Source organism: Sphingomonas pituitosa NBRC 102491 (genome assembly GCF_001598435.1).
GTDB classification, from domain to species: domain Bacteria; phylum Pseudomonadota; class Alphaproteobacteria; order Sphingomonadales; family Sphingomonadaceae; genus Sphingomonas; species Sphingomonas pituitosa.
Map to the genome: position 1 here is coordinate 34,744 of NZ_BCYY01000006.1, position 26,455 is coordinate 61,198.

At 67.2% G+C, this 26,455-nt stretch carries 37 protein-coding genes and 2 other RNA genes; 17 read left to right on the plus strand and 22 right to left on the minus strand.

Annotated elements, in window-relative coordinates:
• Positions 1–187: 187 nt before the first annotated feature.
• A complete protein-coding gene (locus SPI01S_RS07140; protein WP_066720349.1) occupies positions 188–1,054 on the plus strand; it encodes an alpha/beta hydrolase in 867 nt (288 codons plus the stop codon).
• A gap of 55 nt (positions 1,055–1,109) precedes the next feature.
• Here SPI01S_RS07140 and pspF read toward each other — a convergent pair whose 3' ends face one another.
• On the minus strand, positions 1,110–2,156 hold the full coding sequence (gene pspF, locus SPI01S_RS07145; protein WP_066720352.1) for a phage shock protein operon transcriptional activator: 1,047 nt from the start codon (positions 2,154–2,156) through the stop codon (positions 1,110–1,112).
• Between the two features lie 405 nt (positions 2,157–2,561).
• Between pspF and pspA the strand changes: the two genes are divergently transcribed.
• The 9 genes from pspA to SPI01S_RS07190 all read left to right on the plus strand — a co-directional run bounded on the left by pspA (position 2,562) and on the right by SPI01S_RS07190 (position 6,123).
• A complete protein-coding gene (gene pspA, locus SPI01S_RS07150; RefSeq protein ID WP_066720355.1) occupies positions 2,562–3,230 on the plus strand; it encodes a phage shock protein PspA in 669 nt (222 codons plus the stop codon).
• A gap of 3 nt (positions 3,231–3,233) precedes the next feature.
• Positions 3,234–3,506, plus strand: coding sequence for an envelope stress response membrane protein PspB (pspB, locus tag SPI01S_RS07155; protein ID WP_066720357.1), 273 nt, complete (start codon positions 3,234–3,236; stop codon positions 3,504–3,506).
• A 1-nt stretch (position 3,507) separates the two neighbouring features.
• Entirely contained in the window at positions 3,508–3,879 is a 372-nt protein-coding gene (gene pspC, locus SPI01S_RS07160; RefSeq protein ID WP_066720360.1) for an envelope stress response membrane protein PspC, read from the plus strand.
• Between the two features lie 29 nt (positions 3,880–3,908).
• Positions 3,909–4,199: a hypothetical protein gene (locus tag SPI01S_RS07165; protein WP_066720363.1), complete on the plus strand. Its 291-nt coding sequence runs from the start codon at positions 3,909–3,911 to the stop codon at positions 4,197–4,199.
• A gap of 17 nt (positions 4,200–4,216) precedes the next feature.
• On the plus strand, positions 4,217–4,546 hold the full coding sequence (locus SPI01S_RS07170; RefSeq protein ID WP_066720367.1) for a hypothetical protein: 330 nt from the start codon (positions 4,217–4,219) through the stop codon (positions 4,544–4,546).
• A 13-nt stretch (positions 4,547–4,559) separates the two neighbouring features.
• Positions 4,560–4,826: a hypothetical protein gene (locus tag SPI01S_RS07175; RefSeq protein ID WP_066720370.1), complete on the plus strand. Its 267-nt coding sequence runs from the start codon at positions 4,560–4,562 to the stop codon at positions 4,824–4,826.
• A gap of 197 nt (positions 4,827–5,023) precedes the next feature.
• Positions 5,024–5,299, plus strand: a complete 276-nt coding sequence (locus SPI01S_RS07180; RefSeq protein ID WP_066720372.1) for a hypothetical protein — start codon at positions 5,024–5,026, stop codon at positions 5,297–5,299.
• A gap of 24 nt (positions 5,300–5,323) precedes the next feature.
• Positions 5,324–5,569, plus strand: coding sequence for a hypothetical protein (locus SPI01S_RS07185; protein WP_066720375.1), 246 nt, complete (start codon positions 5,324–5,326; stop codon positions 5,567–5,569).
• A gap of 149 nt (positions 5,570–5,718) precedes the next feature.
• Positions 5,719–6,123 (plus strand): SufE family protein, encoded by a 405-nt coding sequence (locus SPI01S_RS07190; RefSeq protein ID WP_066720377.1) that lies wholly within the window; start codon positions 5,719–5,721, stop codon positions 6,121–6,123.
• Positions 6,124–6,276: 153 nt separating this feature from the next.
• Here the strand turns inward: SPI01S_RS07190 and SPI01S_RS07195 are convergent, their stop codons facing one another.
• From SPI01S_RS07195 to SPI01S_RS07245, 11 genes are all read right to left on the minus strand, one after another.
• A complete protein-coding gene (locus tag SPI01S_RS07195) occupies positions 6,277–6,576 on the minus strand; it encodes a hypothetical protein (RefSeq protein WP_066720378.1) in 300 nt (99 codons plus the stop codon).
• Positions 6,573–7,109: a J domain-containing protein gene (locus SPI01S_RS07200; RefSeq protein ID WP_066720381.1), complete on the minus strand. Its 537-nt coding sequence runs from the start codon at positions 7,107–7,109 to the stop codon at positions 6,573–6,575. The genes SPI01S_RS07195 and SPI01S_RS07200 overlap by 4 nt, the downstream gene beginning before the upstream one ends.
• Positions 7,110–7,166: 57 nt before the next feature.
• Positions 7,167–7,547, minus strand: an RNA gene (gene rnpB / locus SPI01S_RS07205) — RNase P RNA component class A.
• Between the two features lie 42 nt (positions 7,548–7,589).
• The gene (locus SPI01S_RS07210; protein ID WP_245653511.1) at positions 7,590–8,132 is read right to left on the minus strand and encodes a hypothetical protein; all 543 of its coding nucleotides are present in this window, start codon (positions 8,130–8,132) and stop codon (positions 7,590–7,592) included.
• 87 nt (positions 8,133–8,219) lie between these two features.
• On the minus strand, positions 8,220–8,921 hold the full coding sequence (locus SPI01S_RS07215) for an N-acetylmuramoyl-L-alanine amidase (protein ID WP_066720384.1): 702 nt from the start codon (positions 8,919–8,921) through the stop codon (positions 8,220–8,222).
• A 43-nt stretch (positions 8,922–8,964) separates the two neighbouring features.
• Complete coding sequence (locus SPI01S_RS07220) at positions 8,965–9,816, minus strand: CheR family methyltransferase (protein WP_245653501.1); 852 nt, start codon at positions 9,814–9,816, stop codon at positions 8,965–8,967.
• Positions 9,813–10,904, minus strand: a complete 1,092-nt coding sequence (cheB, locus tag SPI01S_RS07225; RefSeq protein WP_084253306.1) for a chemotaxis-specific protein-glutamate methyltransferase CheB — start codon at positions 10,902–10,904, stop codon at positions 9,813–9,815. Before cheB ends, SPI01S_RS07220 begins: the two co-directional genes overlap by 4 nt.
• 25 nt (positions 10,905–10,929) lie before the next feature.
• Complete coding sequence (locus SPI01S_RS07230; RefSeq protein WP_066720390.1) at positions 10,930–11,295, minus strand: response regulator; 366 nt, start codon at positions 11,293–11,295, stop codon at positions 10,930–10,932.
• A gap of 75 nt (positions 11,296–11,370) precedes the next feature.
• On the minus strand, positions 11,371–11,799 hold the full coding sequence (locus SPI01S_RS07235) for a chemotaxis protein CheW (protein ID WP_066720393.1): 429 nt from the start codon (positions 11,797–11,799) through the stop codon (positions 11,371–11,373).
• Positions 11,799–14,117 carry a chemotaxis protein CheA gene (locus SPI01S_RS07240; protein ID WP_066720396.1) on the minus strand — a complete coding sequence of 773 codons (2,319 nt, stop codon included), beginning with the start codon at positions 14,115–14,117 and terminating at the stop codon, positions 11,799–11,801. The genes SPI01S_RS07235 and SPI01S_RS07240 overlap by 1 nt, the downstream gene beginning before the upstream one ends.
• Positions 14,118–14,194: 77 nt before the next feature.
• Complete coding sequence (locus tag SPI01S_RS07245) at positions 14,195–14,839, minus strand: histidine phosphotransferase family protein (protein WP_066720399.1); 645 nt, start codon at positions 14,837–14,839, stop codon at positions 14,195–14,197.
• Positions 14,840–14,963: 124 nt separating this feature from the next.
• On the opposite strand from SPI01S_RS07245, the gene SPI01S_RS07250 reads away from it, so the two are divergent.
• On the plus strand, positions 14,964–16,256 hold the full coding sequence (locus tag SPI01S_RS07250) for a serine hydrolase domain-containing protein (protein WP_084253307.1): 1,293 nt from the start codon (positions 14,964–14,966) through the stop codon (positions 16,254–16,256).
• A gap of 20 nt (positions 16,257–16,276) precedes the next feature.
• Here the strand turns inward: SPI01S_RS07250 and SPI01S_RS22180 are convergent, their stop codons facing one another.
• Positions 16,277–16,420 carry a lmo0937 family membrane protein gene (locus SPI01S_RS22180; protein WP_157084594.1) on the minus strand — a complete coding sequence of 48 codons (144 nt, stop codon included), beginning with the start codon at positions 16,418–16,420 and terminating at the stop codon, positions 16,277–16,279.
• 135 nt (positions 16,421–16,555) lie between these two features.
• Here SPI01S_RS22180 and SPI01S_RS07255 point away from each other — a divergent pair, with 135 nt between their 5' ends.
• On the plus strand, positions 16,556–17,206 hold the full coding sequence (locus SPI01S_RS07255) for a DsbA family oxidoreductase (protein ID WP_066720401.1): 651 nt from the start codon (positions 16,556–16,558) through the stop codon (positions 17,204–17,206).
• A 90-nt stretch (positions 17,207–17,296) separates the two neighbouring features.
• Positions 17,297–18,187, plus strand: a complete 891-nt coding sequence (locus tag SPI01S_RS07260) for a hypothetical protein (RefSeq protein ID WP_066720403.1) — start codon at positions 17,297–17,299, stop codon at positions 18,185–18,187.
• 13 nt (positions 18,188–18,200) lie between these two features.
• On the opposite strand, the gene SPI01S_RS07265 is transcribed toward SPI01S_RS07260, so the two are convergent.
• Positions 18,201–18,602, minus strand: coding sequence for a M67 family metallopeptidase (locus SPI01S_RS07265; RefSeq protein ID WP_245653502.1), 402 nt, complete (start codon positions 18,600–18,602; stop codon positions 18,201–18,203).
• 18 nt (positions 18,603–18,620) lie between these two features.
• Between SPI01S_RS07265 and SPI01S_RS07270 the strand changes: the two genes are divergently transcribed.
• From SPI01S_RS07270 to mtgA, 3 genes are all read left to right on the plus strand, one after another.
• The gene (locus SPI01S_RS07270; RefSeq protein ID WP_066720408.1) at positions 18,621–19,577 is read left to right on the plus strand and encodes an RluA family pseudouridine synthase; all 957 of its coding nucleotides are present in this window, start codon (positions 18,621–18,623) and stop codon (positions 19,575–19,577) included.
• Between the two features lie 60 nt (positions 19,578–19,637).
• A complete protein-coding gene (gene rpoH / locus SPI01S_RS07275) occupies positions 19,638–20,543 on the plus strand; it encodes an RNA polymerase sigma factor RpoH (protein WP_066720415.1) in 906 nt (301 codons plus the stop codon).
• Positions 20,544–20,604: 61 nt separating this feature from the next.
• Positions 20,605–21,348: a monofunctional biosynthetic peptidoglycan transglycosylase gene (mtgA, locus tag SPI01S_RS07280; protein ID WP_084253324.1), complete on the plus strand. Its 744-nt coding sequence runs from the start codon at positions 20,605–20,607 to the stop codon at positions 21,346–21,348.
• A 147-nt stretch (positions 21,349–21,495) separates the two neighbouring features.
• Here mtgA and SPI01S_RS07285 read toward each other — a convergent pair whose 3' ends face one another.
• From SPI01S_RS07285 to SPI01S_RS07310, 8 genes are all read right to left on the minus strand, one after another.
• Positions 21,496–21,756, minus strand: coding sequence for a hypothetical protein (locus tag SPI01S_RS07285; RefSeq protein WP_066720417.1), 261 nt, complete (start codon positions 21,754–21,756; stop codon positions 21,496–21,498).
• A 70-nt stretch (positions 21,757–21,826) separates the two neighbouring features.
• Entirely contained in the window at positions 21,827–22,150 is a 324-nt protein-coding gene (locus SPI01S_RS07290; protein WP_066720420.1) for a YbaB/EbfC family nucleoid-associated protein, read from the minus strand.
• The gene (locus SPI01S_RS07295) at positions 22,147–23,805 is read right to left on the minus strand and encodes a DNA polymerase III subunit gamma/tau (protein ID WP_066720423.1); all 1,659 of its coding nucleotides are present in this window, start codon (positions 23,803–23,805) and stop codon (positions 22,147–22,149) included. The genes SPI01S_RS07290 and SPI01S_RS07295 overlap by 4 nt, the downstream gene beginning before the upstream one ends.
• Before the next feature lie 88 nt (positions 23,806–23,893).
• Positions 23,894–23,991, minus strand: an RNA gene (gene ffs, locus SPI01S_RS07300) — signal recognition particle sRNA small type.
• Positions 23,992–24,041: 50 nt separating this feature from the next.
• Positions 24,042–24,170, minus strand: coding sequence for a hypothetical protein (locus tag SPI01S_RS23230; RefSeq protein WP_281179431.1), 129 nt, complete (start codon positions 24,168–24,170; stop codon positions 24,042–24,044).
• Positions 24,171–24,259: 89 nt separating this feature from the next.
• Positions 24,260–24,910 (minus strand): sigma-70 family RNA polymerase sigma factor, encoded by a 651-nt coding sequence (locus SPI01S_RS07305; protein ID WP_066720795.1) that lies wholly within the window; start codon positions 24,908–24,910, stop codon positions 24,260–24,262.
• Between the two features lie 95 nt (positions 24,911–25,005).
• Positions 25,006–25,143 (minus strand): hypothetical protein, encoded by a 138-nt coding sequence (locus SPI01S_RS22635; RefSeq protein ID WP_169804475.1) that lies wholly within the window; start codon positions 25,141–25,143, stop codon positions 25,006–25,008.
• A 64-nt stretch (positions 25,144–25,207) separates the two neighbouring features.
• Positions 25,208–26,005 (minus strand): response regulator, encoded by a 798-nt coding sequence (locus SPI01S_RS07310; RefSeq protein WP_066720426.1) that lies wholly within the window; start codon positions 26,003–26,005, stop codon positions 25,208–25,210.
• Here SPI01S_RS07310 and SPI01S_RS22185 point away from each other — a divergent pair.
• Entirely contained in the window at positions 25,976–26,455 is a 480-nt protein-coding gene (locus tag SPI01S_RS22185; protein WP_157084595.1) for a NepR family anti-sigma factor, read from the plus strand. The two genes, SPI01S_RS07310 and SPI01S_RS22185, sit on opposite strands and share 30 nt — an antisense overlap.

Genomic DNA, 26,455 nt, shown 5'->3' on the forward strand with positions numbered 1-26,455 from the left:
CGGTGACCAGGATGATGCGGGCCGCGACTGCTTGATGCGGTCGTCGGGCGCGCGTGCGACCATGGAAGGAATCTACCATGGGACGCTGCGGTTTCGAAAGGAAAAGCGGCGATCGCAAGAAGCGGATCGATGCACTAAGGCACGCGCGCCATCACGCAGCCGCGCTGCACCAAGACAGGAGGTTCCGATGCTGCGCGCTTTGACACTGCTGATGCTCGCCGCTCTTGCCGTCCCGGCCCTTGCGCGGAGCGATGCCCGCGCGGCCCCGGGCGAGCCGGCGCAAAGGCTCCTCACCATCCGCTATGGCAAGCATCCGAGCCAGAGGGGCGAATTGCGCATTCCGAACGGCACCGGCCCCTTTCCCGTGGCGGTGGTGATCCATGGCGGATGCTGGAGCGCGCGCGGGGGTGACCTGAACGACACCGCCCCGCTTGCCGCCGCCTTGACGGCGCGCGGCATCGCGACCTGGAACATCGAGTATCGACGCGTCGGCGATTCCGGCGGCGGCTACCCCGGCACCCTGGAGGACGTAGGCGCCGCGACGGATTATCTCACCAGCCTGGCGGGCATCCCGGACGTGGCGCTGGACCTGCGACGCACGGCAGTGATCGGCCATGACGCGGGCGCGCATCTGGCGCTGTGGATCGCCTCCCGGCCGAAGCTGGAGAGCCCGATCGCCGGGGCGATGACGGTGAAGCCGGCCACGGTCGTCGCGATCGATGGCGTGGGCACGCTGATCCCCTGGGCGACGCGCGACGCGGCGATCTGCGGGAAACCCGCCATCGTGCCGTTCATGGGCGGCACCCCGGCCGACAAAGCGGACGCCTATGCGCTGGCCAGCCCGGAGAATCACCTGCCGCTCGGCACCCACCAGCTGATCGTGGAGGGCCCCTGGGTGCAGATGGGCGCCTATGTGCAGTCCGCGCTCGCGTCGGGCGATACGGTGGTGAAGCTTGCGCCCGGCGGCGCCGACCATCGCAACCTCATCCGGCCGGAGACGCCGCAGGGAAAGCAGGTGGCGGACTTCATTGCCGCACAGGCATTCACCGAGTGATCCAAGCGCCTTATTGCTAAACGATCGCAATAATATTGCGAACGTATCGCAATAACTACCCGCCGGCCCCCAACAGGTCGTGCCGCCGCAGCGCATGGCGCAGCTGGTCGTACGTCAGCCCCAAGGCTTCCGCGGTGGCGCGCTGGTTGAAGCGATGCTCCGCCAGCGCCTGCGACAGGAGCTGCTTCTCGAAGCGCGAAACCCGTGTCTTGAAGTCGCCGCCCAGCTCCGCAGGCTCGGGTGCCGCAGGCGCGGGCGCCGGCCCGGGCAGTGCCGCCGCTTCGGCGGGCTTCTCGATCGGGCTCATCGACGAAGCCATCGGGCGGGGGCGATAGGGCGAAGCGAAGGGGTCGATCTCGATCCGGTCGATCGGCCCGCCCTGCTCCCAGCGATAGACGGCGCGCTCCACCACGTTGCGCAGCTCACGGACATTGCCCGGCCAGTCATAGGAAAGCAGCGTATCCAGCGCGTGCGGGCCCCAGCCCGGCCACGCCTGCCAGCCGAGTTCGGAGGCCATGCGGCGGCCGTAGAAGTCCGCCAGCACTTCGACGTCGCCGTCGCGGTGACGTAGCGGCGGCAACGTCACTACCTCGAAGCAGAGCCGGTCGAGCAGATCGGCGCGGAACGTGCCCTTTTCCACCCGGTGCGGCAGATGCTCGTTGGTCGCCGCGACGATGCGCACGTCCACCCGCACCGGCCGCGAGGAACCGATCCGCGTGATCTCGCCATATTCTACCGCGCGCAGCAGCCGCTCCTGCGCGCCCATCGACAAGGTGCCGAGCTCGTCGAGGAACAGGGTGCCGCCATCGGCTTCCTCGAACCGGCCGGTGCGCGCCTTGGTGGCGCCGGTGAAGGCACCTGCCTCGTGCCCGAACAGCTCGGCCTCGATCAGCGTCTCGGGCAGTGCGGCGCAGTTCATCGTCACCAGCGGCTGGTCCCAGCGCGGGCTCAGGCGGTGAAGACGCTCGGCGACCAGCTCCTTGCCCGTACCGCGCTCGCCGATCACCAGCACCGGCCGGTCCAGCGCAGCCGCCCGGCTGGCGCGTTCCAGCGCGTCGAGAAAGGCCGAGGATTGGCCGATGACCTGGGTAGTCCGCTCCATTCCCCAAGCTTGGCGAATTTTCCCAACTGTTAGCAAGCGCAATTTATCAGACTACAATTGTAGTCGATTCAAGAACGGCGGTTTTCCGCCATTTCCGGAAATTGGCACGCCTCCTGCAAAGATGGAGGCAAGCCCGATGACGGGCACAAACTTCAACCTACCAAGGTTCAGGAACACGATCATGACCAACCAGATCCACACCCTCCGCAACGCCTTCGTGGCGGTTTCCTTCGCCTTCCTCGCCAGCGTGGTTCTCACCGCCGGCGCGGTGGCCCCGGCGATCGCCTGAGGCGGGCACACGAGGTCTCCCCGGCACGACGTTCCCTCGCCGTGCCGGGGCCGCCGGAAGGGCCCCCATCCCTTCCGGCGGCACCCCCAAAAGAACATACGAAGGAGCGCAATATCATGGGTATCTTCTCGCGAACCCGCGACATCATCGCCGCCAACGTTACCGACCTGCTCGACAAGGCCGAAGATCCGGCGAAGATGGTCCGCATGATCATCCTCGAGATGGAGGAAACGCTGGTCGAGGTTCGCGCCAGTGCGGCGCGCACGATCGCCGACCAGAAGGAAATGCGCCGCCACATCGCCAAGCTGGAAAAGCTTCAGGAGAGCTGGACCGAGAAGGCCGAGCTGGCGCTGTCGAAGGACCGCGAGGACCTCGCCAAGGCCGCGCTGGTCGAACGGCAGAAGGCCGCCGACATGTGCGACCAGCTGCAGCAGGAGATCGCGGTGCTCGACGAAGCGCTCCGTGCCTCGGAAGAGGACATCAACAAGCTGCAGAACAAGCTGCGCGAGGCCCGCGTTCGCCAGAACTCGATCGTCGCCCGCCTGGAAAGCGCCAACAACCGCGCCCGCTTGCGGGAAATGACCAACGGGTCGAAGATGCAGGACGCCTTCTCGCGGTTCGACATCCTGGAACGTCGCGTCGATCTGGCCGAAGGTCGGGCCGATGCGATGGGCCTGGGCGGCAACCCGAAGACGCTCGAAGAGGAAATTGCCGAGCTCCGTTCGTCGGAGAAGGTCGATGCCGAACTCGAGGCGCTGAAGGCACGGCTGAACAAGGGAGCGTAATCGGTGGAAGACATCCTCATCCCGGTCTTCGTCTGCGCCATCCTCTTCCTCGGACTGCCCTGGATCGTCTTCCACTATGTGACGAAGTGGAAGCAGGCAGGGACGATGACCCGAGAAGACGAGAACCTGCTCGACGACCTGTACCGCACGGCGCGCATGCTCGAAGACCGGCTGATGACGGTCGAACGCATCATCGCCGCCGACAATCCCGACTATCGGCCGCACTCGGCGCAACGCCCTGAACCGGCCCCCTACGATCCTTCACGGAGGAACTGAGATGTCCGCTCGCACCAAATTCTACCTCGACAAGCAGAACGGCAAGTTCATGGGCGTCTGCGCCGGCCTGGCGGATTACACCGGGATCGACGTGACCTGGGTGCGAGTGGCCACCGTGCTGCTCACCGTCGCCACCGGCTGGGTAGCCTTGGGGTATTTCGTGATCGCCTGGATCGCCAACCCCAAGCCCGCGGGCCTCTACGACACGCCGGAAGACGAACGCTTCTGGCAGGGCGTGCGGTCGAGCCCCAAGCGCTCGACCTCGGAGGTCCGCTCGAAGTTCCGCGACATCGATCGCCGGCTCGCCGACATCGAGATGTACTACACGAGCCGCAACACCCGGCTCGCCGACGAGATCGACAGCCTGCGCTGAGGCGCAGGCGGTCAACAGGGAGAGGCACGATGAACTGGGGTGGTCCCGAATTTGTGGTAGCGCTGGTGGCGATCTCCACGCTGGGATGGCTGGTCAACAACTGGATCCGCGCCAAGCACGGCTATTCGATCAGCGACGATCACGGCGAGAACATCCACAAGATCGATCCCGACACGCACCGGAAGATCGACCTGCTCGCAGCCGATAACGAACGGCTCGCAGGCCAGATCACCCGGCTGGAAAACCGGATCGCCGTGCTCGAGCGGATCGCCACCGATCCCGCCGAGCGCACCGCCCGCGCCATCGACGCGCTGCGCTGAATTCGAGGAGACGACCGATGATCGAAGTAGCCCTCGCCCCCTACATGCCCTGGATCATCCTTTCGGGCATCGCCATGGGATTTGCCACCGTCGTCGGCTGGCTGTTCACCACCTGGCTCCGCGTCAAGAACGGCTACCCGCTGGAGAACAGCTGGGGCAAGGCGGTCTATCCGCAGCGCAACGACGAGGCGATCGAGCGGATCAAGCTGCTCAGCCAGGAAAATGCCCAGCTCCGCGCCGAGATCGGCTCGATGAAGGACCGGCTGGCCAATGTCGAACGCATCGTGACCGACGGCGCGCACCAGCTCGATCGCGAGATCGAAGCCCTGCGCGGCCGCTCGAACTGAAGGAACGCGAACCATGCTTTCCCCCCTCCTCATTCCGATCCTCGGCATCAGCTGCGGCCTTGTGGCGATCATCGGCGGTGTCTTCATCCGCCCGCTGTTCAAGCTGTGGGAACGCCGCATGGAGATCGAGGCCGGGCTCGCCGCCGAAAAGGCAGCCCAGTACGCCGCGCAGACCGAACGCCTGGAACAACGCGTCCAGGTGCTCGAACGGATCATTACCGATCGCGGCATGGGCCTGGCGGACGAAATCGAAAAGCTCCGGGATGCACCGCTGAACTGAACGGCGCCTCCCACCCTCACCTGAAGCAAGGAAATTTCGATGATTATCATGCTCGCAGTGCTTGCCGCACTGTGCGGGGGAGCTATTGCCCTCGCCGAAAGCCGCGATCGCCCCCGCCGCCGCGCCCTCCGCGCCGCCGAGGTACCGCAGGCAGGGAACTGAGGCGCCGCGTGCGCCGATTAGGGGAGTAAGGTGCAATGAACCCGTTCGAAATGGTCGTGGCCATCATCGTCGTGATCACGATCGGCAAGGTCCTCCAGGCGCGCTACGGCGTCGTGAAGGGCCGGCACGGCCAGCTGGAAGGTCTTGCGACCCGCGACCCGGGCGAAAAGCTCGAGGCCGAGCGGCTGCGCGACGATATCCGCGCCCTCAAGGAGCGCGTCCAGGTGCTGGAGCGCGTGATCACCGACAACGAAAACAGCCTGCGGCTCGACCATGAGATCGAGAAGCTGCGCGACAAGAACCGGATCTAAGCCATGTTTCTGGGAGCGAACCCCATGACCAGCGACCCGCAACTCACCATCACCCTCGCCGTTTCGGGCCTGGCCGGCCTGGGCATGATCACCGCCGCGGCGCTGTCCGGCTGGCGCGGCTGGCTGGCGCTGAAGCACCGCGAGCTGGTGGAACTCCGCCGTCCGGAGCCGACCGCGACGATGCCCAGCCCCGCCTCGCGGATCGAGCTGGCCGACCTCAAGGAACGCATCCGCAAGCTGGAAGCGATCGCCGCCGGGGTGGACCTGTGAGCCAGACCACCCCGCCGGCGGCGGAGCCGAAGCCCGCCCCGGCGCCGGAGCGGACACCCCGCCCCCGGCTGGGCCTGCGCTACGGCGCAGGCGCGACCAAGTAACCGCGAGGCTGGAAAATCGCGCGACACCCGTCTAGCGCGGTGCCCATGACCAGCCTCGCCGATCTCCAGGAAGAATACGGGTTTCTCGACGCCGACGATCGCTATCGCTTGCTGATCGATCTCGGCAAGGCGCTCGAGCCGATGCCCGACCCGCTCAAGACCGATGCGACGCTGGTGCGCGGCTGCTCGGCCTCGGTGTGGGTCTATCCCACCCGCCTGGAGGACGGCCGGCTCCACTTCCTGGCGGATTCGAACGCGGCGATCACCAAGGGCATCATCGCGCTGGTGCTGCAGACGGTGCAGGACCGAAGCCCAGTCGAGATCCTCGCGACCGATATCGAAGCCGCGCTGGCGCCGTTCGACCTGAAGAACCAGCTGAGCTCGAATCGTACCCAGGGCATCCCCAACATGATCGCCCTGATCCGCGACACGGCGGCGCGGTACGCGTAAGCGTCAGCAAATCATATCGTCATCCCCGCGAAGGCGGGGATCCATTGGCGCTGAAGGCACGGCTCTTTTCCCCAGCGCACGGGCGAATGGATTCCCGCCTTCGCGGGAATGACGATGGGAGGCTGGAGAGGGCACGCCCCCTTCGCGCGCGGGTCAGGAAAGCCCCAGCTCGCGGCCGACCTCTTCGAGGTCCGCACCCTTCTTCACGATCAGCCATTCGCGCGCCTGCGCGCCGTTGACCACCGTCACCGCGCCGCCGGGGCACACGCCCAGACACTTGGTCTCGACCACGCCGACCTCGGCCTTGCGGCCCTTGCCGAGCCCGAACTGCTTGCGCAGCGCCTTGGCAAGCGAGGTCTTGCCCTTCGGCCCGAACCCGCCGCCGAGCTTCTTCGAGCATTTCCCGCACACCAGCACCGCATTGCCCCAGTTGGAGGCGACCAGCTGCGTCATTGCGGCTTCCACTGGCGCCGGTCCTCGGCGGTCTTGAGCACGTCGTACGCCGCCTGGATCGCCTGGAACTGCTTGGCCGCGGCGGCGTCGTTCGGCCGCACATCCGGATGATATTCCTTGGCGAGCCGGCGCCAGGCGCCGCGCACCGCCTCGAAGCTCGCATCGACCTCGAGCTCCAGCACTTCCAGCGCCTTCATCTCGTCGCGCGAGCGGCTGCCGTCGCCCGGCCCTGCCCAACTGTTGGTAGCCGAATGGGCATAGCCGTTCGCCGTGCGCCGTTCGTTCGCTTCGCGCTGCGCCGCCTCTTCCGCGGTCAGCCCGGCGAAATAGTCCCAGTTGCGATTGTATTCCGCGGCATGTTCCTCGCAGAAATACCAGCGTTCGGGATTGTTGGGGGATTTGGGCGCCGGCCGATCGCCGGGCCGCTCGCAGCCGTCGCGGTCGCAGAGGCGCACGCGCGCGGCCTCGCGCTCGGAGCCGTATTCGCGCCAGCGGGGAAAGCCCCAGTCCATCGATCGCGTGTGTCGCGCCATAGCCCGCCCAGATAGGCGCGGGGCTGCCCAAAGGCCAGAGCCCCGCGCGCGAGAAGAAATGCCAGAGGGTCTGTAAGCCGGGTTCTGTCCACCCCCGAAGGGGATAGGCGACCATTCCTCTAGGCGACGGATTGCTCCGCCGCTCCAGCAACCAACCCGGACGACGCGCCGGAACGAGGCGCATGTGCCGTCCCTATTCGGTCTTGCTCCCGGTGGGGTTTACCAAGCCGCTTCCGTTACCGGTCGCGCGGTGCGCTCTTGCCGCACCCTTTCACCCTTGCCCTTACCTCGGCGAACCGAGGCAGTGGGCGGTCTGCTCTCTGTGGCACTTTCCCTGGGGTCACCCCCGGCGGGCATTACCCGCCACCGTCGTTCCGTGGAGCCCGGACTTTCCTCCCCCTGCTTTCGCAAGCAAGCGGCGGCCGCCCGACCCTCTGGCGGGGCCGCTCTAGCGGCTTCCCGCGCCCGGGCGCAAGCGGTTCAGCGATCCGGGGATGGGGAAGACGCGGGCGGCGGCGTCGCGCTGTCCATGGTGCTGCCGGTATCGGTGCTCGTCTGCGGGGGTGCGGCCGCATCGGCCTGCTGTGCCGCCGCCTGTTCCGCCGCGGTGGTGCTCTCCGCCTTCGCCTGCGAGGCGTCGTCCTGCGCATCCCGCGCTTCGTCGGTCTTCTTCGCCGCGTCCTGATCCTTGGCCTTTGCGGCCTCGGGATCGCGCTTGCGCTCGACGTCGTCGCTCGGTTCGATCTTCACGGGCGCCATCGCGGTGCCCCAGGCCTGGACCTCGATGCGCCACTGCGTGCTGGTCGTCCCGCCGGCGAGCGCGGCACGCCGATAGTCCGCCGCGACGCTCACCACCTTGTCGGCACCCGCGACGCGCGCCACGCGGTGGAGTTCGGCCGTGGCCTCGGCGGCCGTGGGCGCGTTGACGATACCGATGCCCGGCCCCTTCTCGTCGCCACGCACCAATCCCGTCAGCCGGACATGCACCGGCCCTAACGGGGCGGCTCCACCGCGAATCGACATGCTCACCGATAGTACCTCCGGCGGGCACCTCACCAGAATCTGCTTATACTTCCGTAACCAATCATGGTTACCGGAGAGCGATTCGGCTCAGTCGTCGCCCTGCGGACGCGGCAGCAGCAGCGCGAGCAGGATGCAGCGGCATTCCATGTCGATCTCGCCGTCGATCATTTCGGGCCGGAACCGGCGCTGGAACGCGGTGACCGCCGCCACGGGGTCGGTCACGTCATAGCCGAACCGCTCCAGCGCCAGCATGAAGCCTCCGTCCGGCCAGCCGGGATCGACCAGGTTTCGCGTCGGCCGCGGCAGCGCCAGGCGCAGTCGGGCCAGCGCGTGCCAGTTGAACAGCTCGCCCGGATCCTGCTTGCGCGCCGGCGCCACGTCCGAATGGCCGACGACATTGCCGCGGGTGATACCGTGGCGTTCCTTGATGTCCGCGACCAGCGGGATCAGCGAACCCATTTGTTCGGGCGTGAACGGACGATAGCCGAATTCATGGCCGGGGTTGACGATCTCGATGCCGATCGACGCCGAGTTGACATCGTCGATGCCCCGCCAGTGCGCCCGGCCGGCGTGCCAGGCCCGCTTGTCCTCGCCGACCAGGCGAAAGATCCGGCCATCCTCCTCCACCAGATAGTGCGCCGAAACCTGCGCCTCAGGATCGCGCAACCGCGCCAGCGCCGCCTCGCCGCTCTCCATGCCCGTGTAATGCAGCACGATCATCGAAACGGGGGACAGGCGTTCGCCGTGATTGGGCGAGGGTGCGTCGAGGATATCCAGTCCGCTGGTCATGCATTCTTCTACTGCGCGTGTCGCCGCTGGCAATCCGCCGCGATCAGCCCGCCGCGGCGAGCGGCGCCGGCTCGGCCTCGGCAGTGCGGTAGAAGCCGCGAAAGGCCTCGCTGGGCGTGAAATGCTCGGTCAGCCCGATCACCGTCTCCCCCGCCCCCAGCACCAGCAGCCCGCCCGGCTGGATCGCGGTCGCCAGCCGGTCGAACACCTGGCGGCGCAGCGGCAGCGAGAAATAGAGCATCACGTTGCGGCACAGGATGATGTCGAACTTGCCCGGCGGCGGCACGTCGGCGGTGAGGTTCTGCTGGCGGAACTGGATGCGGCGCACCAACTCCTGCCGGGCAACCCACTCGCCGCCCTCGCTGTCGAACCACTCGACCATCCGGCGCACCGGCAGGCCGCGCTGGATCTCGAACTGCGAATAGCGGCCGGCCCTGGCGCGGGCGAGCGCGGCGGTGGACACGTCGCTCGCCACGATCTCCGGGGGCATCGGGAAGGCTGCGGCTTTTTCGGCGAACAGCATCGCCAGCGACAGCGGCTCCTGCCCGGTCGAGCAGCCGGCAGACCAGATGCGCAGTCGGCGGTTGCCGACCTCCGCCTGCATCGCCACCGCGGCCGCCGCGATCTGTTCGAGCACCGCAACGTCGCGGAAGAAGCTGGTTTCCTGGTTGAGCAGCACGTCCACCACCTGATCGGCGAGTTCGCCGGACCGCGCCCCCAGCAACTGCCCGACGAGCGCATCGAGGCTCGGCAGCCCGCGCTCGCGTAGCACCGGCTTCAGCGCCGTCTCGATCCGCCAGGCGCGATTGGCGGCGATCTGCTGGCCCGTGCGCTGTTCGAGCAGCGCGCCGATCAGTTGCATCGCCCCGCCGCTGGGCGCCATATTCTCGATCATCGCGCCCCTCCCCGGCTGATCAGCCGGCCAATCTCTTCCGGCGGCAGCACCGCGCTCGCGCGCCCTGCCGTCGCCACCGCACCGGGCATGCCCCACACGACCGAGGTCGCCTGGTCCTGCACCAGCACCTTGGCGCCGGCCTCCACCAGTCGCCCGGCACCGTCGCAGCCATCGCGGCCCATGCCGCTCAGCACCACGCCCAGCGCGCGCGCGCCGAACACCTCGGCGATACTGTCGAACATCGGGTCCACCGAGGGCATGCAGCCGCTGCGCACCCATTCGGTGCTCAGCCGAATCGCCGCCCCCTCCGAGGTGCGCACGACCTTCAGATGCGCCTCGCCCGGCGCGATGACGATCCGCCCGGGGCGGATCCGCATCCGATCGGTCGCGACATCGCAGGGCCGGCTGCCGAGCACGGCGAGCTGGGTGGCGAAATAGCTCATGAAACTGGGCGGCAGATGCTGGGTCACCAGGATCGGCAGCTGGAAGGCTGCGGGAATCTGGCGGAACAGCTGACTGAGCGCATGGATGCCCCCCGTCGATGCGCCGATCGCGACGATGTGGAAGGGATCGAGCTGTACGCTCGCGCTCGCGCTCACCGGCCTTTGCGACGGTGCGGCCGTGCACGCGGCGACGGGATCGCCCGGCATGTCGAACAGCTTCGCCAGCCGCTCTTCCAGCACCTCGGCAAAGCGGCCGCCAAACGCGCCCACGCCCGGCTTCACCAGCGTATCGGCCGCACCCAATGCCAGAGCCTGCAGCGTCGTCGCCGCACCTTCGTCGGCCGAGGAGGAGACGATCAGCACCTTCGCGCCCTTGCCCGCGGCGACCACGTCGGGCAGCGCGGTGAGGCCGTCGATGCCGGGCATGGCGATGTCGAGCAGGATGATGTCCACCGTCTCGCGGGCGAGATAGTCGAGCGCAGCCCGCGCCTCGCTCAGCGCAGCCGCGACGCGGAAGCGCCGCGTACCCTCGATCATCCGGCTCAGCACCGAGCGGGCGACGACGGAATCGTCGACGATCAGCACGCGGCCGGTGGCGGGGGTGCCCGCCGGCTCCGGCGGGTGGGGGATGGGCTGGCTCGTCACGCGGGCGCGCTCCGGCGAAGGGGTATCAGGCGACGCCGACGATCTGCAGCTTGCTTTCCAGCGTCTCGCGATCGAACGGCTTCATCACATATTCGTCGGCCCCGGCTTCGATCGCCGCGCGGATATAGGCCATGCCGTTCTCCGTGGTGCAGAACACCACCTTGGGGCGCTGTTCCAGCCCGGCGTTCTTGAGCGCGCGCAGGAAGTCCATGCCGCTCATCACCGGCATGTTCCAGTCGAGCAGCACAACGTCGGGGGGCGTCGCCAGGCAGGAATCGAGCGCCTCGCGACCATCTGCGGCCTCACGAACTTCGAAATCGAGGGTTTCGAGGATGTGCCGGGCAACTTTCCGGATCACTTTCGAATCGTCCACGACGAGGCACGTCTTCATGGTCCCTGATCCCCTGGCAGGCGTCTTAGAAAATCCACTGTACGTGCGAAGGTGTAAGCGTCGCGTTAATCGCGTTCAGGAAACCAGCGCGGATGCCGGCACCAGCGCGGCCAGATCGACGACGAGGATCGGTTCGCCGTCGCGCTCCACCAGCCCGCGCGCCGCATCGCGCCAGCTTCCCTCCAGTGCGATTCCGCTGGCCAGCGGGCGCAGCTCGAACGGGGCGACGTCCTCCAGCGTATCGACCAGCATCGCATAATGATGCCCGTCGATCTGGGTGATCACGGCCCGGCGGGCGAGCGTGCAGCCGTTCAGGCCCAGCGCAGCCTCGGTATCCACCACCGTGACGACGCGACTGCGCAGTGCCGCCAGCCCGCGCACCGCCTTGGCCGCGCGCGGCACCGCCGTCACCTCGCCGATATCGACCACCGATTCGACCTGGTCCGAATCGATCGCGACGGTGCGGCCCGCCACTTCGGCGATCAGATAGAGCTGCTGTGCCATCAGCACCCTCCCCGTGCGCCGACCCGCGCCTCCAGCGCGAACAGCAGCCCGGCACGGTCGTAGCGATAGACGCTGTCGTCGCCCGGTTCGGCCTGGCGCTTGCGCCGCAGCCGCACCACCGGCGCGGCGGGCGTGATCGGTTCCGCCGCATCGGCGGCAAGCACCACCGCGGGCACTTCACCCGGCGCAAGCTGTGCCGCCACGCGGTAACCTGCCGTTTCCAGAAGCGGCCGGACGAAGGTCGCCAGCCAGCCGTCCTTGTCTCCGGCGAGCAGGCACAGCGGCGCATCGACCGCGGCCACGCGATCCACATGCGTGTCGAACACCCAGAGGACGTCGAGGATTTCGATCTGCTCGCCGTCCACCAGCGCCACGCCCATCGCCGCTCCCGGGGACCGCGCCGGCGCGATCTCCGCCGGCAGGGTCACGATCTCGATCGCCTCATGGATCGCGTAGGCAACTTCGGCATCCTCGTCCTTGAGCCGCAGCACGTTCAGCCGCTCGCGTCCATCCAGCGATCCCTGCATCGCCAGCGGCACGATCCGCCCGTCGATCGCCAGGCGGTGACTTCCCGCCGCCAGCTGAACCTGCGCAGCCGATACCTTCTCCACCCGATCCACCGCCGCCAGCGGCACCGCGCGGCGGACGCCGTCGAGATCGTCGAACAACAATGCCGGCAGGCCGGGCGCGACGGCCTCCGCCGTCGGATCGCCGAAGGCGGCACTCAGGTCCCGGCTGAAATCGAGCCCGCCCACACGCGCCATGCCTGCGCAATCGAGCAGCAGCATGGGCAGGCCGGAATCGGGCAGGGTCTGGCCCGCATAGATCCCGGTTGCCATCACCGCCGGCGAAGCGGGCTTGATCACCAGTTCCTCATTGTCGAGCACTTCGTCGACCGCCAGCGCGTAACTGCCTGCCCCGGCGCCCACGATCACCAGCATGCGCGGCCCGTGCCGTTCGCGATCCGGGCACAGTTCGAGCAGATGTCCCACGTCGAGCAGTGGCATCCGCCGCTCGCGCACCGTGGCAATCGGCGTGCCGCCCAGCTGGTCGATCCGGATCGCCTCGCCGCGCTCGCTGACGATTTCCTCGATCGACTGTCGCGGGATCGCGAAGCGCTGCCTGCCCGCCCCCACGATGATCGCCGAGATGATCGAGAGCGTGAGCGGCACATGGATGGCGATGCGCAGGCCCTTGCCGGGCACGTTGTCCAGCTCCACCCGACCACCGATCTGGTCGATGCTGGCCTTGACGACGTCCATGCCGACGCCGCGACCGCTGATCTCGGACACCGTGTCCTTGCTCGACAGGCCGGGGTGGAACATCAGTTCAAGCTTGGCCGCATCGGACAGCGCGTGCAGGTCGCGCTCGCTGCGGATACCACCCGCGGCAAGCTTCTGGATCAGCCGACCGACGTCCACCCCGCGCCCGTCATCGGCGATCTCGATGATGATCTGGTTGCCCGATTGTCGCGCGGAGACGCACAGCCGACCCACCTCGCGCTTGCCGGCGGCCCGGCGCTCGGCCGGCGCCTCGATGCCATGGTCGATGGCGTTGCGGATGATGTGGACCAGCGGATCCCGCATCACCTCGATCATCTCGCGGTCGAGCTCGACGTCCGATCCCTCGATCTGCAGCGCCACCGACTTGCCCAGCCCGGTCGCGGTATCCCGCACCATGCGCTGCAGCGGCGAGAACAGCGCCTCGATCTTCTGCATGCGGGTGCGCGTCACCGTGTCGCGCATTTCCCCGACGGTGAGCGATAGCCGCTCCAGCGCCGCCTCCACCGCCGGATCGATCTCGCCCACCCGCAGCCGCCGGGCCAGCTCGTTGCGGGCCAGCACCATTTCGGACATGCCGCTCATCATCCGGTCGAGCAGGTCGACGCCGAGCCGCACGCTGCGCGAGGGCGCTCGCTGGGCGACGGGCGACGGGAGCACGATTTCGTCCGATCCCTCGGCAAGCGCTGCGATCAGCAGTTCCTCGCCGCTGTCGTCGAGCGCCGCGCCGGCATCGATCGCCTCGATGATCTCGCCGATCCGGTCGACCACCGCCAGCACCGCGTTGACCAGCGCGCGATCGGGCACCCGCGCGCCGTCGCGCACCTGCGCCAGCACGTCCTCGGCGGCATGGGCCAGCCGCTCGAGCCGCGGCAGGTCGAGAAAGCCGCAGCTTCCCTTCACGGTGTGAACGAAGCGAAAAATCGCATCGAGCCGCGCCCGGTCGTCGGGCTGCGACTCCCAGGCGACGATCTCGCCCGAAAGCGCCTCGAGCGTCTCGCGCGTCTCGGCGATGAAGTCCTGCAGCAGGTCGTCCATGGGGCCCCGGTGGAAATTTCCGAGGAGCACCATGGCGGCCGAGGGTTAATTCCGGGTTATGGAGCGCAGCTTTCCGCTCAGCCGACCGGGAAGGACGCCCCGAACAGCAGCACGTCGGACTCCGGCGGGCTCACCTGCAGCTGGCCGCCATGCTGGACGACGAGTTCGTGCGCGAGGAACGCCGCCGCCGCGCGCGGGGTGATCGGGGTTTCCTCGCGACCGCCGGCCAGCGCGCCGCGCAGTTCGGGGTCGAGCACGATGCGCGGGCCGTCGGCGCGGATCACGATTTCGATCGTGCCGTCATTGGTCTCGGCACCGATGTCGAGCTGGCCGCCCCGGACGAGCGCGTCGCCGCCGATCAGCGCCAGGTTGAGCAGCACCTTGATCGCCTGCTTGGCCATCACCGGCTCCTCGACCATCCAGCCGATCTTCACCCGGTGATTGTCACCGAACAGCCCTTCCAGCGCCGCCTGCGCCTCACGCGTGTCCACCGTCTCGCCGAATCCGCCGGCCGCGCCGAAGGCGAGGCGGAAGAACTTCAGCTTGTTGGCGCTCGCCCGGGCACTCTCCGCCAGCAGCTCGAGGCAGCGGGCGCGCATCTCCGGATCATGTTCGTCTGCAAGCAGTTCCAGGCCGTTGTTGAGCGCACCGACGGGGCTCAACAAGTCATGGCACAGGCGCGAACAAAGCAAACTCGCGAATTCGGTAGGGCTGATGTTCAAGTTTTTCTGCTCCAGCTGTGAAACCCCTTTGGCGCAGCGGGCAAAAAGCTGCAAGCATTGCGGCGGCGCGATCGCGCCATCGGTAGCTGCGGTCGGACGAGCCGCGCCACGGGGGAGGATAGGCATGAAAACGCAACTACTTGGCCTTTGCGCCATGGCTCTGCTCGGCCTTTCGGACAACGCTGTCGCCCAGACGTGGACGAAAGCGCAGACGCAGACCGCCGGCACGCACCTCCGCATCGATCGTGCGCGCATCGACGCCGCCCTCGCACAGATGGTCGCGGACGGCCGCGCGGCCGGCGTGTCGGCGCTGGTCTGGGTCGATGGCCGGGAGGTCTATTTCGGCGCGCGCGGCGATGCCGACCGCGAAGCGCGCAAGCCGATGACACGCGACACGCTCATCCAGATCTTCTCGATGACCAAGCCGGTCACCGGCGTCGCGCTGATGCAGCTGTGGGAACAAGGCAAGTTCCGCATCGACGATCCACTGTCGGACTATCTGCCCGAATTCGCCGCCGTTCGGGTCTATGCCGGCGCCAACCCGGACGGATCGGTACGCACCGAGGCGCCCCACCGCCCGATCCTGATCCGCGACATCCTGCGCCACACCGCCGGCTTTGGCTATGGCGACACGGCGCATCCCGCGGACCTGCTGTTCAAGCAGGCCGATCCGCTGGCCCTCGACCATGACCTGCCCGAGTTCGGTCGCCGTCTCGCCGCGGTGCCGCTGGTCTACCAGCCGGGCACGCAGTGGCGCTACAGCGCGGCGGTTGCCGTGCAGGGCCTGCTCGTCGAGAAACTCTCCGGCGTGCCGCTCGAAACCTATGTGAAGCGCCATATTCTCGATCCGCTCGGCATGAAGGATACCGGCTGGACCCAGCCGGCGGACCGCCTGCCCCGGTTGGCGGCAGGCTATCGCAAGGGCCCCGATGGCAAGCTGGCGCGGATGACGGACACGGACATCCGCAGCATCAACTTCGCGCCGCGCAAGCTGACACCCGGCGATTTCGGCCTGATCTCGACGAGCGACGATTATATGCGCTTCGCCCGGATGCTGCTGAACAAGGGCAGTCTCGACGGGGTGCGGCTGCTCAAGCCCTCCACCGTCGAGCGGATGGCGACCGACGACCTCGATCCCGCGATCACCGAGCGGCTGTGGCTGCCCGGCAAGGGCGATGGCGGGTTCGGCATCGATTTCTTCGTCCGCAACGGCCAGCCCAAGACGCCGGAGGAAAATCGCGGCGCGGTGGGCGAATTCTTCTGGGACGGGGCCTGGTCCACCCTGTTCTGGGTCGATCCGGCGAACAAGCTGACCGCGGTGTTCCTCGCCCAGACCGCGCCGTTCGACGGCACGCTCCACCGCGATCTGCGCCGCGCCGTCTACGGCGCGGACTATCGGGGCCCGGCGGGCGACTGATCGCCCGCCGGACGCCCGGTTCAGACTCTGCGGCCGGTGAACAGCTGGATCAGGCCGATCACGAGCGCGATGACGAGCAGGATGTGGATGATCCCGCCGGCGATCTGGAACGAGAAGCCCAGCAGCCACAGGATGACCAGAATTACGACAAGAGTCCAAAGCATGATATCACTCCCTGAAATCGGTCCGGTTAACGTGAGGAGGGGCGAGATCGTTCCGGCTGCGCGCCGCAAGGGCAGACTTTTCAGACGCTTCGGCCTGGTCTAGCGCTGAACCCTGGCTTTTTGAGGAGCGCACCCATGCCCCGATCGCTGACGATCGACTTCGTTTCCGACATCGTGTGCCCGTGGTGCGTGATCGGCCTGAGGGGGCTTGAGGAAGCCCTGGCACGCGCCGCCGACGTGGTGACGGCGGAGATCCGCTTCCATCCGTTCGAGCTTAATCCCGCCATGGCGCCCGAAGGCGAGAACATCGTCGAGCATATCGGCCGCAAATACGGCGCGACGCCCGAACAGTCCGCCGCCACCCGTGCGATGATCCGCGAGCGTGCCGCCGCGCTCGGCTTCACCATGGCGATGGGGGACGATTCCCGCATCTACAACACGTTCGACGCGCACCGGCTATTGCACTGGGCCGGGTTGGTCGGCGACCAGCGGGCGCTCAAGCTCGCGCTGTTCACCGCCTATTTCACCGAGGGCAAGAACCCGGGCGATCGCGCGGTGCTGCTTGCCGCCGCCGAACGCGCCCTGCTCGATCCGGCCGAGGCCGCCCGTGTGCTCGACGACGGCAGCTACGCCGAAGAGGTGCGCGCGGAAGAAGCGCTCTGGCAGTCGCGCGGCATCCAATCGGTGCCCGCGATCGTGATCGACCAGCGCTACCTGATCTCGGGCGGCCAGCCGCCCGAGGCGTTCGAACAGGCCCTGCGCCAAATCGCCGCCCAACCGGCGTGAGACGCAGCGCCCGCATTTTGTTACGGAATCGAATTGTTCCCTGTAAAAATCACGTGCTAGTGCACGTTTAGTACATGGGGGTCGAAAACGGTGCTTCAGGCGGCAACTACGAATCCGGAGCTACTGCCTGCGCGATGGATCGAGATCGCAGAGCATCCGAATTTCGGCATCGCGGCGCGGCATTTCGCCGCCAACATTCTTGCTGCCGCCTATGAAGACAAGACCTTGGCGGCGGTATTCAAGGATGCCGGCCACTATATAGCCGCCATGTCCGCCGCCTATCTGGATACGCGGGGCGGCCTTACCCACACGCTGCTGCGGCAGATCTGCGCCGCAACCGGCCTGCTGACCGCCAATCGCGCGGCGGCGCTGATCGACTTCATGCTGCACCTGGGCGCGCTCGAAACGGCGCCGGACAATGGCTATCGGACCACCCCCGCCTTCCAGAAGGCATGGTGCCGGCACATTCAGGCGGCGCTGGAGCCCGCCGTCCTGCTCGATCCCGCGCTGGCACCCGTTCCGGCGGCTCTCGACGATCCGGCGACGTACCAGCAATTCCTCAGCATCCAGGCCAGCCGCCTCTACGCGCTGACCAGCGAGCCCGACCCCTTCCCCAGCCTGCGCGCGTCCTTCCTGCATCCGCTGGCCGGTTGCGCCATCCTCCACACGCTGGCGCTGGCCTGCACCGACGAGCGCTTCGACCCGATCGAGAGTGCGACAGTACCGCTGGCGGATCTGTCGCGACGCTTCGCAGTCTCCCAGCCGCATGTCCGCCGCCTGCTCAAGCGGGCGGAAGCGAACCGCTTCCTCCTGCATGTCGGCCCCAGTCGCCGCGCCTTCCACCCCGATGGGTTCCCGACCATCCGCTACCATTATGCAGCGCATCTGGCCGAGCTCATCGAATGCGGCAGGCTCCTCCTGGCCAGCCTGGCGGATGACAGCGCCGTGCCGGAGCGGCATCCCGAATGCACCGACGCCTGAACGGCCGGCGTCGCTAGACGACCGTCCATGCCTGCGCGGCAAACCGATCCCAGAGCCCGGCCGCGCCCGCGCGCCAGCAGGTGACATCCTCCCCGCCGAGGATCACCCAAAGCTTGCCGTCGGGCGCCGCCATCGCTGCGTCGGTGCGCGAGGGCGTCGCATTGCCGCTCGGATGCGAGTGCCAATAGCCGAGCAGCGCCGGGCCGCCCGCCCGCTCGGCCCGGAGCGCGGCGAACAGGGCCGCCGGATCGATCTCGAAGCGGATCTCGGGCGCATCGGAAACGTTTGCACACTCGGTGAAGCGTTCGATCTCCCCTTCGGTGCCCAGCAACAGCCCGCACGCTTCCCGCGGCACGGCCGCCGCAGAAGCTTTTTTCATACCGTCCAGTATAGATCTTGAAATCGTAACGCCCATGCCCATTTCCGGTAAAACATGAATCAGGGGGTTTCCATCTTAGAAGCGCGGATTGCGGACGAGGCGCATGGCTGGCGGCTCGACCGTGCCTTGACCGATGCGCTGCCGACGCTGTCGCGCGAGCGCGTGAAGGCGCTGATCTCCTCCGGCGCGGTGACTGGCCCCGACGGCAACCTCGCACGCGACCCCGCCCGCAAGGCGACCGGCGGCGCGGTCTTCCAGGTCATCGTGCCCGATCCCGCGCCCGCGCACAACGAGGCGCAGGATATTCCGCTCAACGTGGTGTTCGAAGACGAGCATCTGATCGTGATCGACAAGCCGGCGGGACTCGTCGTCCATCCGGCCGCCGGCAATCTCGACGGCACGCTGGTCAATGCCCTGCTCCACCACTGCGCCGGCCAGCTTTCGGGTATCGGCGGCGTCGCGCGGCCGGGCATCGTCCACCGGATCGACAAGGACACCTCCGGCCTGATGGTCGCCGCGAAGACCGACCGCGCGCATGTCGGCCTGGCCCATCAGTTCAAGGCGCACAGCATCGACCGGCGCTACCAGGCGATCGCCAGCGGCCGGGTGCTCGCCGCATCGGGCACGGTTCGCGCGCCGCTCGCCCGCTCGCCCAGCAATCGCAAGAAAATCGCGGTGTGCGCGGAAGGGCATGGCAAGCATGCGACTACCCATTGGCGCAAAATTCGCGAACTACGCGATGCAAGTTACATAGAATGCAGGCTGGAGACCGGGCGCACGCATCAGGTGCGCGTCCACATGGCATCGATCGGCCACCCGCTGGTCGGGGACCCTCTATATGGAAGTATGCGTTCCACCCACCGCGGACTTCTGGCAACCTTGGGTTTCCAGCGTCAGGCCTTGCATGCGGCACGTCTCGGGTTCATCCACCCGATAAATAGCAACGCTTTGGCGTTCGATAGCGAAATGCCTGCAGACATGCAGGAACTGTTCAACCAGCTTCTCGTATGAGTTTTGGGTGCCCGAGTCCCGTCGTTTGGACCGGCACCCGTTGGAAAGGGAGACACGATCATGGCTAGCGGCAGCAACGTCCCCGCGACGATTCCCGCGCTCGGTGGCGAGGCGAGCCTCAATCGCTACCTGGCCGAGATCAAGAAATTTCCGATCCTGAGCCCCGAGCAGGAATATATGCTCGCCAAGCGGTTCCAGGAACATGGCGACACCGATGCGGCGGCGCAGCTGGTCACCTCGCACCTTCGCCTCGTGGCGAAGATCGCGATGGGCTATCGCGGCTATGGCCTGCCGGTGTCCGAGCTGATCTCCGAAGGCAATATCGGCCTGATGCAGGGCGTGAAGAAGTTCGAGCCCGATCGCGGCTTCCGCCTCGCCACCTATGCGATGTGGTGGATCCGCGCCTCGATCCAGGAATTTATCCTGCGCAGCTGGTCGCTCGTGAAGATGGGCACCACCGCCGCGCAGAAGAAGCTGTTCTTCAACCTGCGCCGGATGAAGGCCAAGCTCGACGCGTTCGAGGACGGCGATCTCAGCCCTGAGAACCTCGCCAAGATCGCTACCGATCTGGGCGTGACCGAGGACGAGGTCACCTCGATGAACCGCCGTATGGCGATGGGCGGGGATACCTCGCTCAACGTGCCGATGCGCGAGGATGGCGAGAGCCAGTGGCAGGACTGGCTGGCCGATGAAGGCCCGCTGCAGGACGAGGCCGTTGCCGAAGCGCAGGAGGCCGATGTCCGCCACGACATGCTCGTCTCGGCGATGGAAGACCTGAACGAGCGCGAGAAGCACATCCTCACCGAGCGTCGCCTGACCGACGATCCCAAGACGCTCGAGGAACTGAGCCAGGTCTATGGCGTGTCGCGCGAGCGCGTCCGCCAGATCGAGGTGCGCGCGTTCGAGAAGCTGCAAAAGGCGATGATGCGCCTCGCCGGCGATCGCCGCCTGCTCGCCACCCACTGATCCGGACGGCGGTTCCCGCAAGCGATTGCAGGAACCGCCCCGGCTGGGGCATGGCGGTGTGGTGACGAAGAATCGTGCCCGCTCCTCCTCCCCCCGCCGCTCGCCCCAAAAGGCGCGCAAGCCCTGGTGGCGCCGCCTGATCGTGCTGGGGTTCCAATGCGTTTTCGGCTTCGTGCTGCTGTCTCTGCTGATGGTGACGGTGTACCGCTTCGTGCCGCCGCCCATCACCTGGACGATGATCGGCGACGTGTTCGCAGGCCACGGCGCGACCAAGGACTGGATGCCGCTCCGCCAGATCGATCCCAGCATGGCCCGCGCGGTGATCGCGGGCGAGGATGCGCGCTTCTGCCAGCACAACGGCTTCGACTTCGCGGCGATCGAGAAGGCCTATCAGCGCAACAGCGACGGCAAGCACAAGATTCGCGGCGGCTCGACGATCAGCCAGCAGACCGCGAAGAACGTGTTCCTGTGGCAGGGCGGCGGCTATTTCCGGAAGGGCCTCGAGGCTTATTTCACCGTGCTGATCGAGAATATCTGGGGCAAGCGGCGGATCATGGAGGTGTACCTCAACGTCGCCGAGACCGGCATCGGCACCTACGGCGTCAACGCCGGGGCCGACCGCTACTTCCATCACGACGCATCGCAGCTCTCGGACCGCGAGGCGGCGCTGATCGCCGCGGTGCTGCCGCTGCCGAAGAAGCGCGCCGCGATCGACCCGCGCGGGTTCACCCGGAAATACGGCAACAAGATCAATGCACGGATCAACGTCGTCGCGGGCAACGGGCTGGATCGCTGCCTGCAGTGAGGCTCCAGCGCGCCTGAACCGCCACCACTTCCGTCATGCCAGCGAAAGCTGGCATCTCCACGGGGCCGGGCGACACCGTCGCAGCGCTCCTGATGGAGATGCCAGCTTTCGCTGGCATGACGGTTTAGGGAGTGTTTTAGGCCGTCGTTACTTCGCCGCGTCCTTGGCTGCGTCGCCGACATCCTTCGCGGCATCGCCGACGCTGCTCGCAGCGCTGGTCACCGCGTCGGTCTTGGCGTTCTCGCGGGCATTCTGGTTGAACAGGTAGAAGGCGCCGATCACCACCGCGATCAGCACGGCCAGCCCGATCAGGGTCATGCCGGCACCACCGCCGCTGCGGCGCTCGATCACCGTGGTGTGGGTCGCGCGGTCGGTTGCCACGCCGTCTTCAACGATACGGTCGGCCATGATCGTCTCTCCTCGGTTAACTGGCGACAGCAACCGAGGGGACGAAGTTATGGTTCCCTAACCGCTTGTCTCAGAACGGGAGCTTGAAGCCCGGCGGCAGCGGCAGGCCGCTGGTCATCTTGCTCATCGCTTCCGAGGAGGCCGCATCGGCCTTGACCCGCGCATCGTTGAACGCAGCGACCAGCAGGTCCTCCAGCATCGCCTTTTCGGCGACGTTGACCAGCGAATCGTCGATCGCGATGCCGATGATGCGGCCCTTGGCGCTGGCCGTCACCTTGACGAGACCGCCGCCCGAAACGCCTTCGACCTCGACCGAGTCGAGGCTCGCCTGCGCCTTGGTGAGTTCGGCCTGCACGTTCTGCGCCATGGCCATGATGTCTTCGAGGCTCTTCATCCGTCACTCCCGGTCTTGGTCCAGCCGATCAGTTCGGCATCAGGAAAAGCTTGCATCGCGGCGGCGACGATCGGCGACGCGAGCACCGCCTCGCGCTCGGCCGCTTCCTTCGCCGCCTGTTCCTCGCGCAGCGTCATCGCGGTGGCGCCGTCGACGAGGGTAATCTTCCAATGTACGCCCGTGCTGTCCTTGAGCGCCCCGCCCAGCTCGCGCACGAAATCCTGCGGCAGCGGCCGCGCCGCGCCGAAATCGATCTCGCTGCCCTCGAACCGCACCGGCCGCATGTAATCGCGGACGAACATCGCGAGCTGGAGCCGGCGATGTTCCTCGAGATGCTCGGCAAGCTCGGTGAGGTTGGTCGGCAGTACCGGTCCGGTTTCCTGCACCGTCGCCGGGGCAGGCGCGGTCGGCGACGCAGCCGCCGCGACCGGCGCACCGGCGGGCACGGCGATGTTGCCGCTGAGGATCTGCTTCGCCAGCTCGCCCGGATCGGGCAGTTGCGCGGCGTGGATCACCCGCAGCAGCGCCATCTCGGTCGCCTCGATCGGCAGTGCCGCCTTGGCGACCTCGTCATGGCCGCGCAGCAGCAGCTGCCACAGCCGGTGCAGCGCCGGGAAGGACAGCCGGCTCGCCCAGCCCTCCATCGCCTCGCGCTCCTCGGTTGACTGGCCGGAGAGGCGATGCGTGCCGAGCTTGACCAGGGTCACACCGTGGACCGTCTCGAGCAGCGCCCGCAGCACCGCCAGCGGATCGACACCCAGATCATATTGCGCCCGCAAGCCCGCCAGCGCCTGCTGGGCCTGGCCTTCGACCAGCGTGCCGAACAGCGCCCGGTTCGCGCCGCGATCGGACAGGCCGAGCATCTGGCGCACGGCTTCGGCCTTCACCCCCTCGCCTTCCAGCCCCGCATGCGCGATCGCCTGGTCGAGGATCGACAGGCCGTCGCGCGCCGACCCTTCCGCCGCGCGGGCGACCAGCGCCAGCGCCTCGGGCTCGGCTTCGACATGCTCGGCCACGCACACGCGCGCGAAATGCTCGGCGAGCAGTTCGGCCGGGATGCGGCGCAGGTCGAAGCGCTGGCAGCGCGACAGCACCGTCACCGGCACCTTGTTCACCTCGGTGGTGGCGAACAGGAACTTCACATGCCCCGGCGGCTCCTCCAGCGTCTTCAGCAGCGCATTGAACGCGTTCTTCGACAGCATGTGGACTTCGTCGATGATGTAGATCTTGTAGCGCGCCGAGACCGCGGCATAGCGCGATGCCTCGATGATCTCGCGCACGTCGTCGACGCCGGTATGGCTGGCGGCGTCCATCTCGATCACGTCGATATGGCGCCCCTCGGCGATCGCGCGGCACGGCTCGCACACCCCGCACGGATCGATCGTCGGGCCGCCCTGCCCGTCCGGGCCGATGCAGTTGAGCGCCTTGGCGATCAGCCGGGCGGTGGAGGTCTTGCCCACCCCGCGCACGCCGGTCAGCAGGAAGGCGTGCGCCAGCCGGTCGCGCCGGATCGCGTTGCCCAGCGTGGTGACCATCGCATCCTGCCCGATCAGCGCGCTGAACGTCTGCGGCCGGTATTTGCGGGCGAGCACGCGATAGGCTTCGCCGCGCTGCGGCTGCGGAGGTTCGTCGAGGCCAAGCAGGGAATCGGACATCACCGACCTATCTAGGGACCCGCGCGGCGTTTGTCGAAGCAGCAGGCACGATCGGCTGTGGATAGCCCGGCGCGCATCACGATGTGGTGAGGGTGGGAGCCGGAACGACCCGGGACGAAATCGTTACGGCTGCTTCCTTCCGGACCTGACCGGGTTGGCGACGATCCCGTCCGCCCGACTCCCGCGGCGCATATGGGGGAAGCCGCCGCGGGTGGCAAGGGCCGATTTCCGCGGCCTCAGCCGGTGACCTGGAACAGCTTCCACAGCACGAGCCACAGCATGGCCACCAGAGAAACCAGCGCGATCACGCCGGCTGTTGTGGGCCCGAAGCCCGATTGACGACGATGGGAACGGTCGAGACGCATGAAACCTGCCCTCCTGCAAGGAAGGGCAGGTTTTCACGATGTGCGTCGGGGTACCATAGGGAATGTCCACAGGCGCGTGGCCGGGTGGCTCAGCGTTCGCGGCTGAGCTCGTCCACTTCACCCATGATGGTGTCGAGCGCGGTGCGCCCGTCCTCGTTGAGCGCGGTCGAGCGGCGCGAGGGCAGCTGCCCCTCGGACATCAGCGCTTCCAGCGCCACGCGGCCACGCGCGACACGGCTCTTGATGGTGCCCACCGCCACCTGGCAGATCTCGGCGGCTTCTTCATAGGCGAAGCCGCCCGCGCCGACCAGGATCAGCGCCTCGCGCTGCGGCTGCGGCAGGTGCAGCAGCGCGCGCTGCATGTCCGCCAGCTCGACATGGCGATCCTGGCTCGCCGGCGCGGCCAGCAGGCGATCGGCGACCAGATCGTCCCATTCGCCCTTGAAGCGCGCGCGGCGCATCTGGCTGAGATAGAGGTTGCGCAGGATGATGAAGGTCCAGGCGCGCATGTTGGTGCCGGCCTGGAAGCGCTTGCGCGCCGCCCATGCCTTCAGCAGCGTCTCCTGCACCAGATCGTCGGCCAGGTCGCGGCTGCCCGAGAGCGAGCGGCCGAACGCGCGCAGGTGCGGAATCACCTGCGCCAGCTGCGTCTTGAACTCGGGATCCGACAGCGAAACATGTTCCACCGGGGCCGCAGGCGCGCCCGGTTCGTCGTGATCCGTGTGGGTGGGTTCCGTCATGCATTCCCGATCGTTTGCGCGCAGGGCGTCGCGGTTCGTTGCCAAGCTGGTGTCGGAGGGCTCGATTGCAAGCATTTTGCGATGAAGCACGCTCGTCAAACCAATAAGATTACAGCGAAAATCACAATGACCAGCAACATGCCGATACCCAGCACATAACGCATCGCTCCGGTGGTCGCGCCGCCACGGGCGCGATCTGTGGAGATGGAGGCGGGTTCGTCTTGCTCAGCCATAACGGTTAAACACACGAAGACCGTTTAGGGTCCGTACCGGGTGGAACCCGCCTCATTTTCCCGTTCAGGCGGGGACGGTCGCCTCGTCGAAGAACAACGCCTGGCTGATCGTCGCCTTCACCGTTTCGCGCTGGAACGGCTTGGTGATCAGGAAGGTCGGCTCGGGGCGCTCGCCGGTGAGCAGACGCTCGGGGAAGGCGGTGATGAAGATCACCGGCACCGCGAATTCGGCGAGGATGTCCTTCACCGCGTCGATGCCCGAGCTGTCGTCGGCGAGCTGGATGTCGGCAAGCACCAGGCCCGGCCGGTCCTCCATCGCCAGCGCCACCGCTTCGTCACGCGTGACGGCAACGCCGGTCACGTCGTGGCCAAGATCGCGGACGATCTGCTCGAGGTCCATCGCGATCAGCGGCTCGTCCTCGATGATCATCACGCGGGTGCGGGTCTGGCGTTCGATCTCGGTCACCGCCTCGGCCACCAGTTCGGAAACGCGCGCCGGCTGCTCGCCGATCAGATAGGCGGCATCCTCCGGCGGGAAGCCCTCCACCGTGGTCAGCAGCAGGGCCTGGCGGGACAGCGGCGTAAGCCGGGCGAGCCGCTTGCGCGCGATCGATTCGGCGTCATTGCCCTGCTCGACCGCATCGATGCTGTCGTCCCACTGGCTCGACTGCCAGATCACCTGAAAGGTGCGGTACAGGCCGAGGCGAGCGTCGACGTCGCGCGGGAACTGGTCCGGCGCCTCGACGATCGCCTCCAGCGCGGCGCGGACATAGCGGTCGCCTTCGGCCTGGTTGCCGGTGAGCGCACGGGCATAGCGCCGCAGGAGCGGAAGGTGCGGCGCGAGTTGCTGACCAAGCGACATGAGCTGTGTATTCTCCATCAGGTTCGGGAGCCGTTGTCGCTCCCGGCGGGCCGTAGTTCAATTGATTCCGTCACCCGAAGAAGCCCCTCCCCGGATTTCGCATCGATGGTGGAACAATCGAGGCGCTCTTTGGTTTCATCGACCGGACCGCGTGAATGGCTGCCGCGACGCCGGGTGCTTGCACTCGGCGTCGTTCGCGGTATTCGCGGTGACGGTCACATCGTTCATACGTCCGGGTGTCCGGACATTTTCCGGACCCTTAGGGGGGAATTGGTGCATTCCGCTAAAGATGATCAGGGCAAGCAGCCGCAGCCGCAGCCGGAGCAGGGGAGCGAGAAGAAACCGCGCCCCAACGCCGACGTGGGTGACGTATTGCGCCGCGCATATGACGAAACGCTGAACGAGTCGGTGCCGGATGACCTGCTCGACCTGCTGAAGAAGCTCGATTAA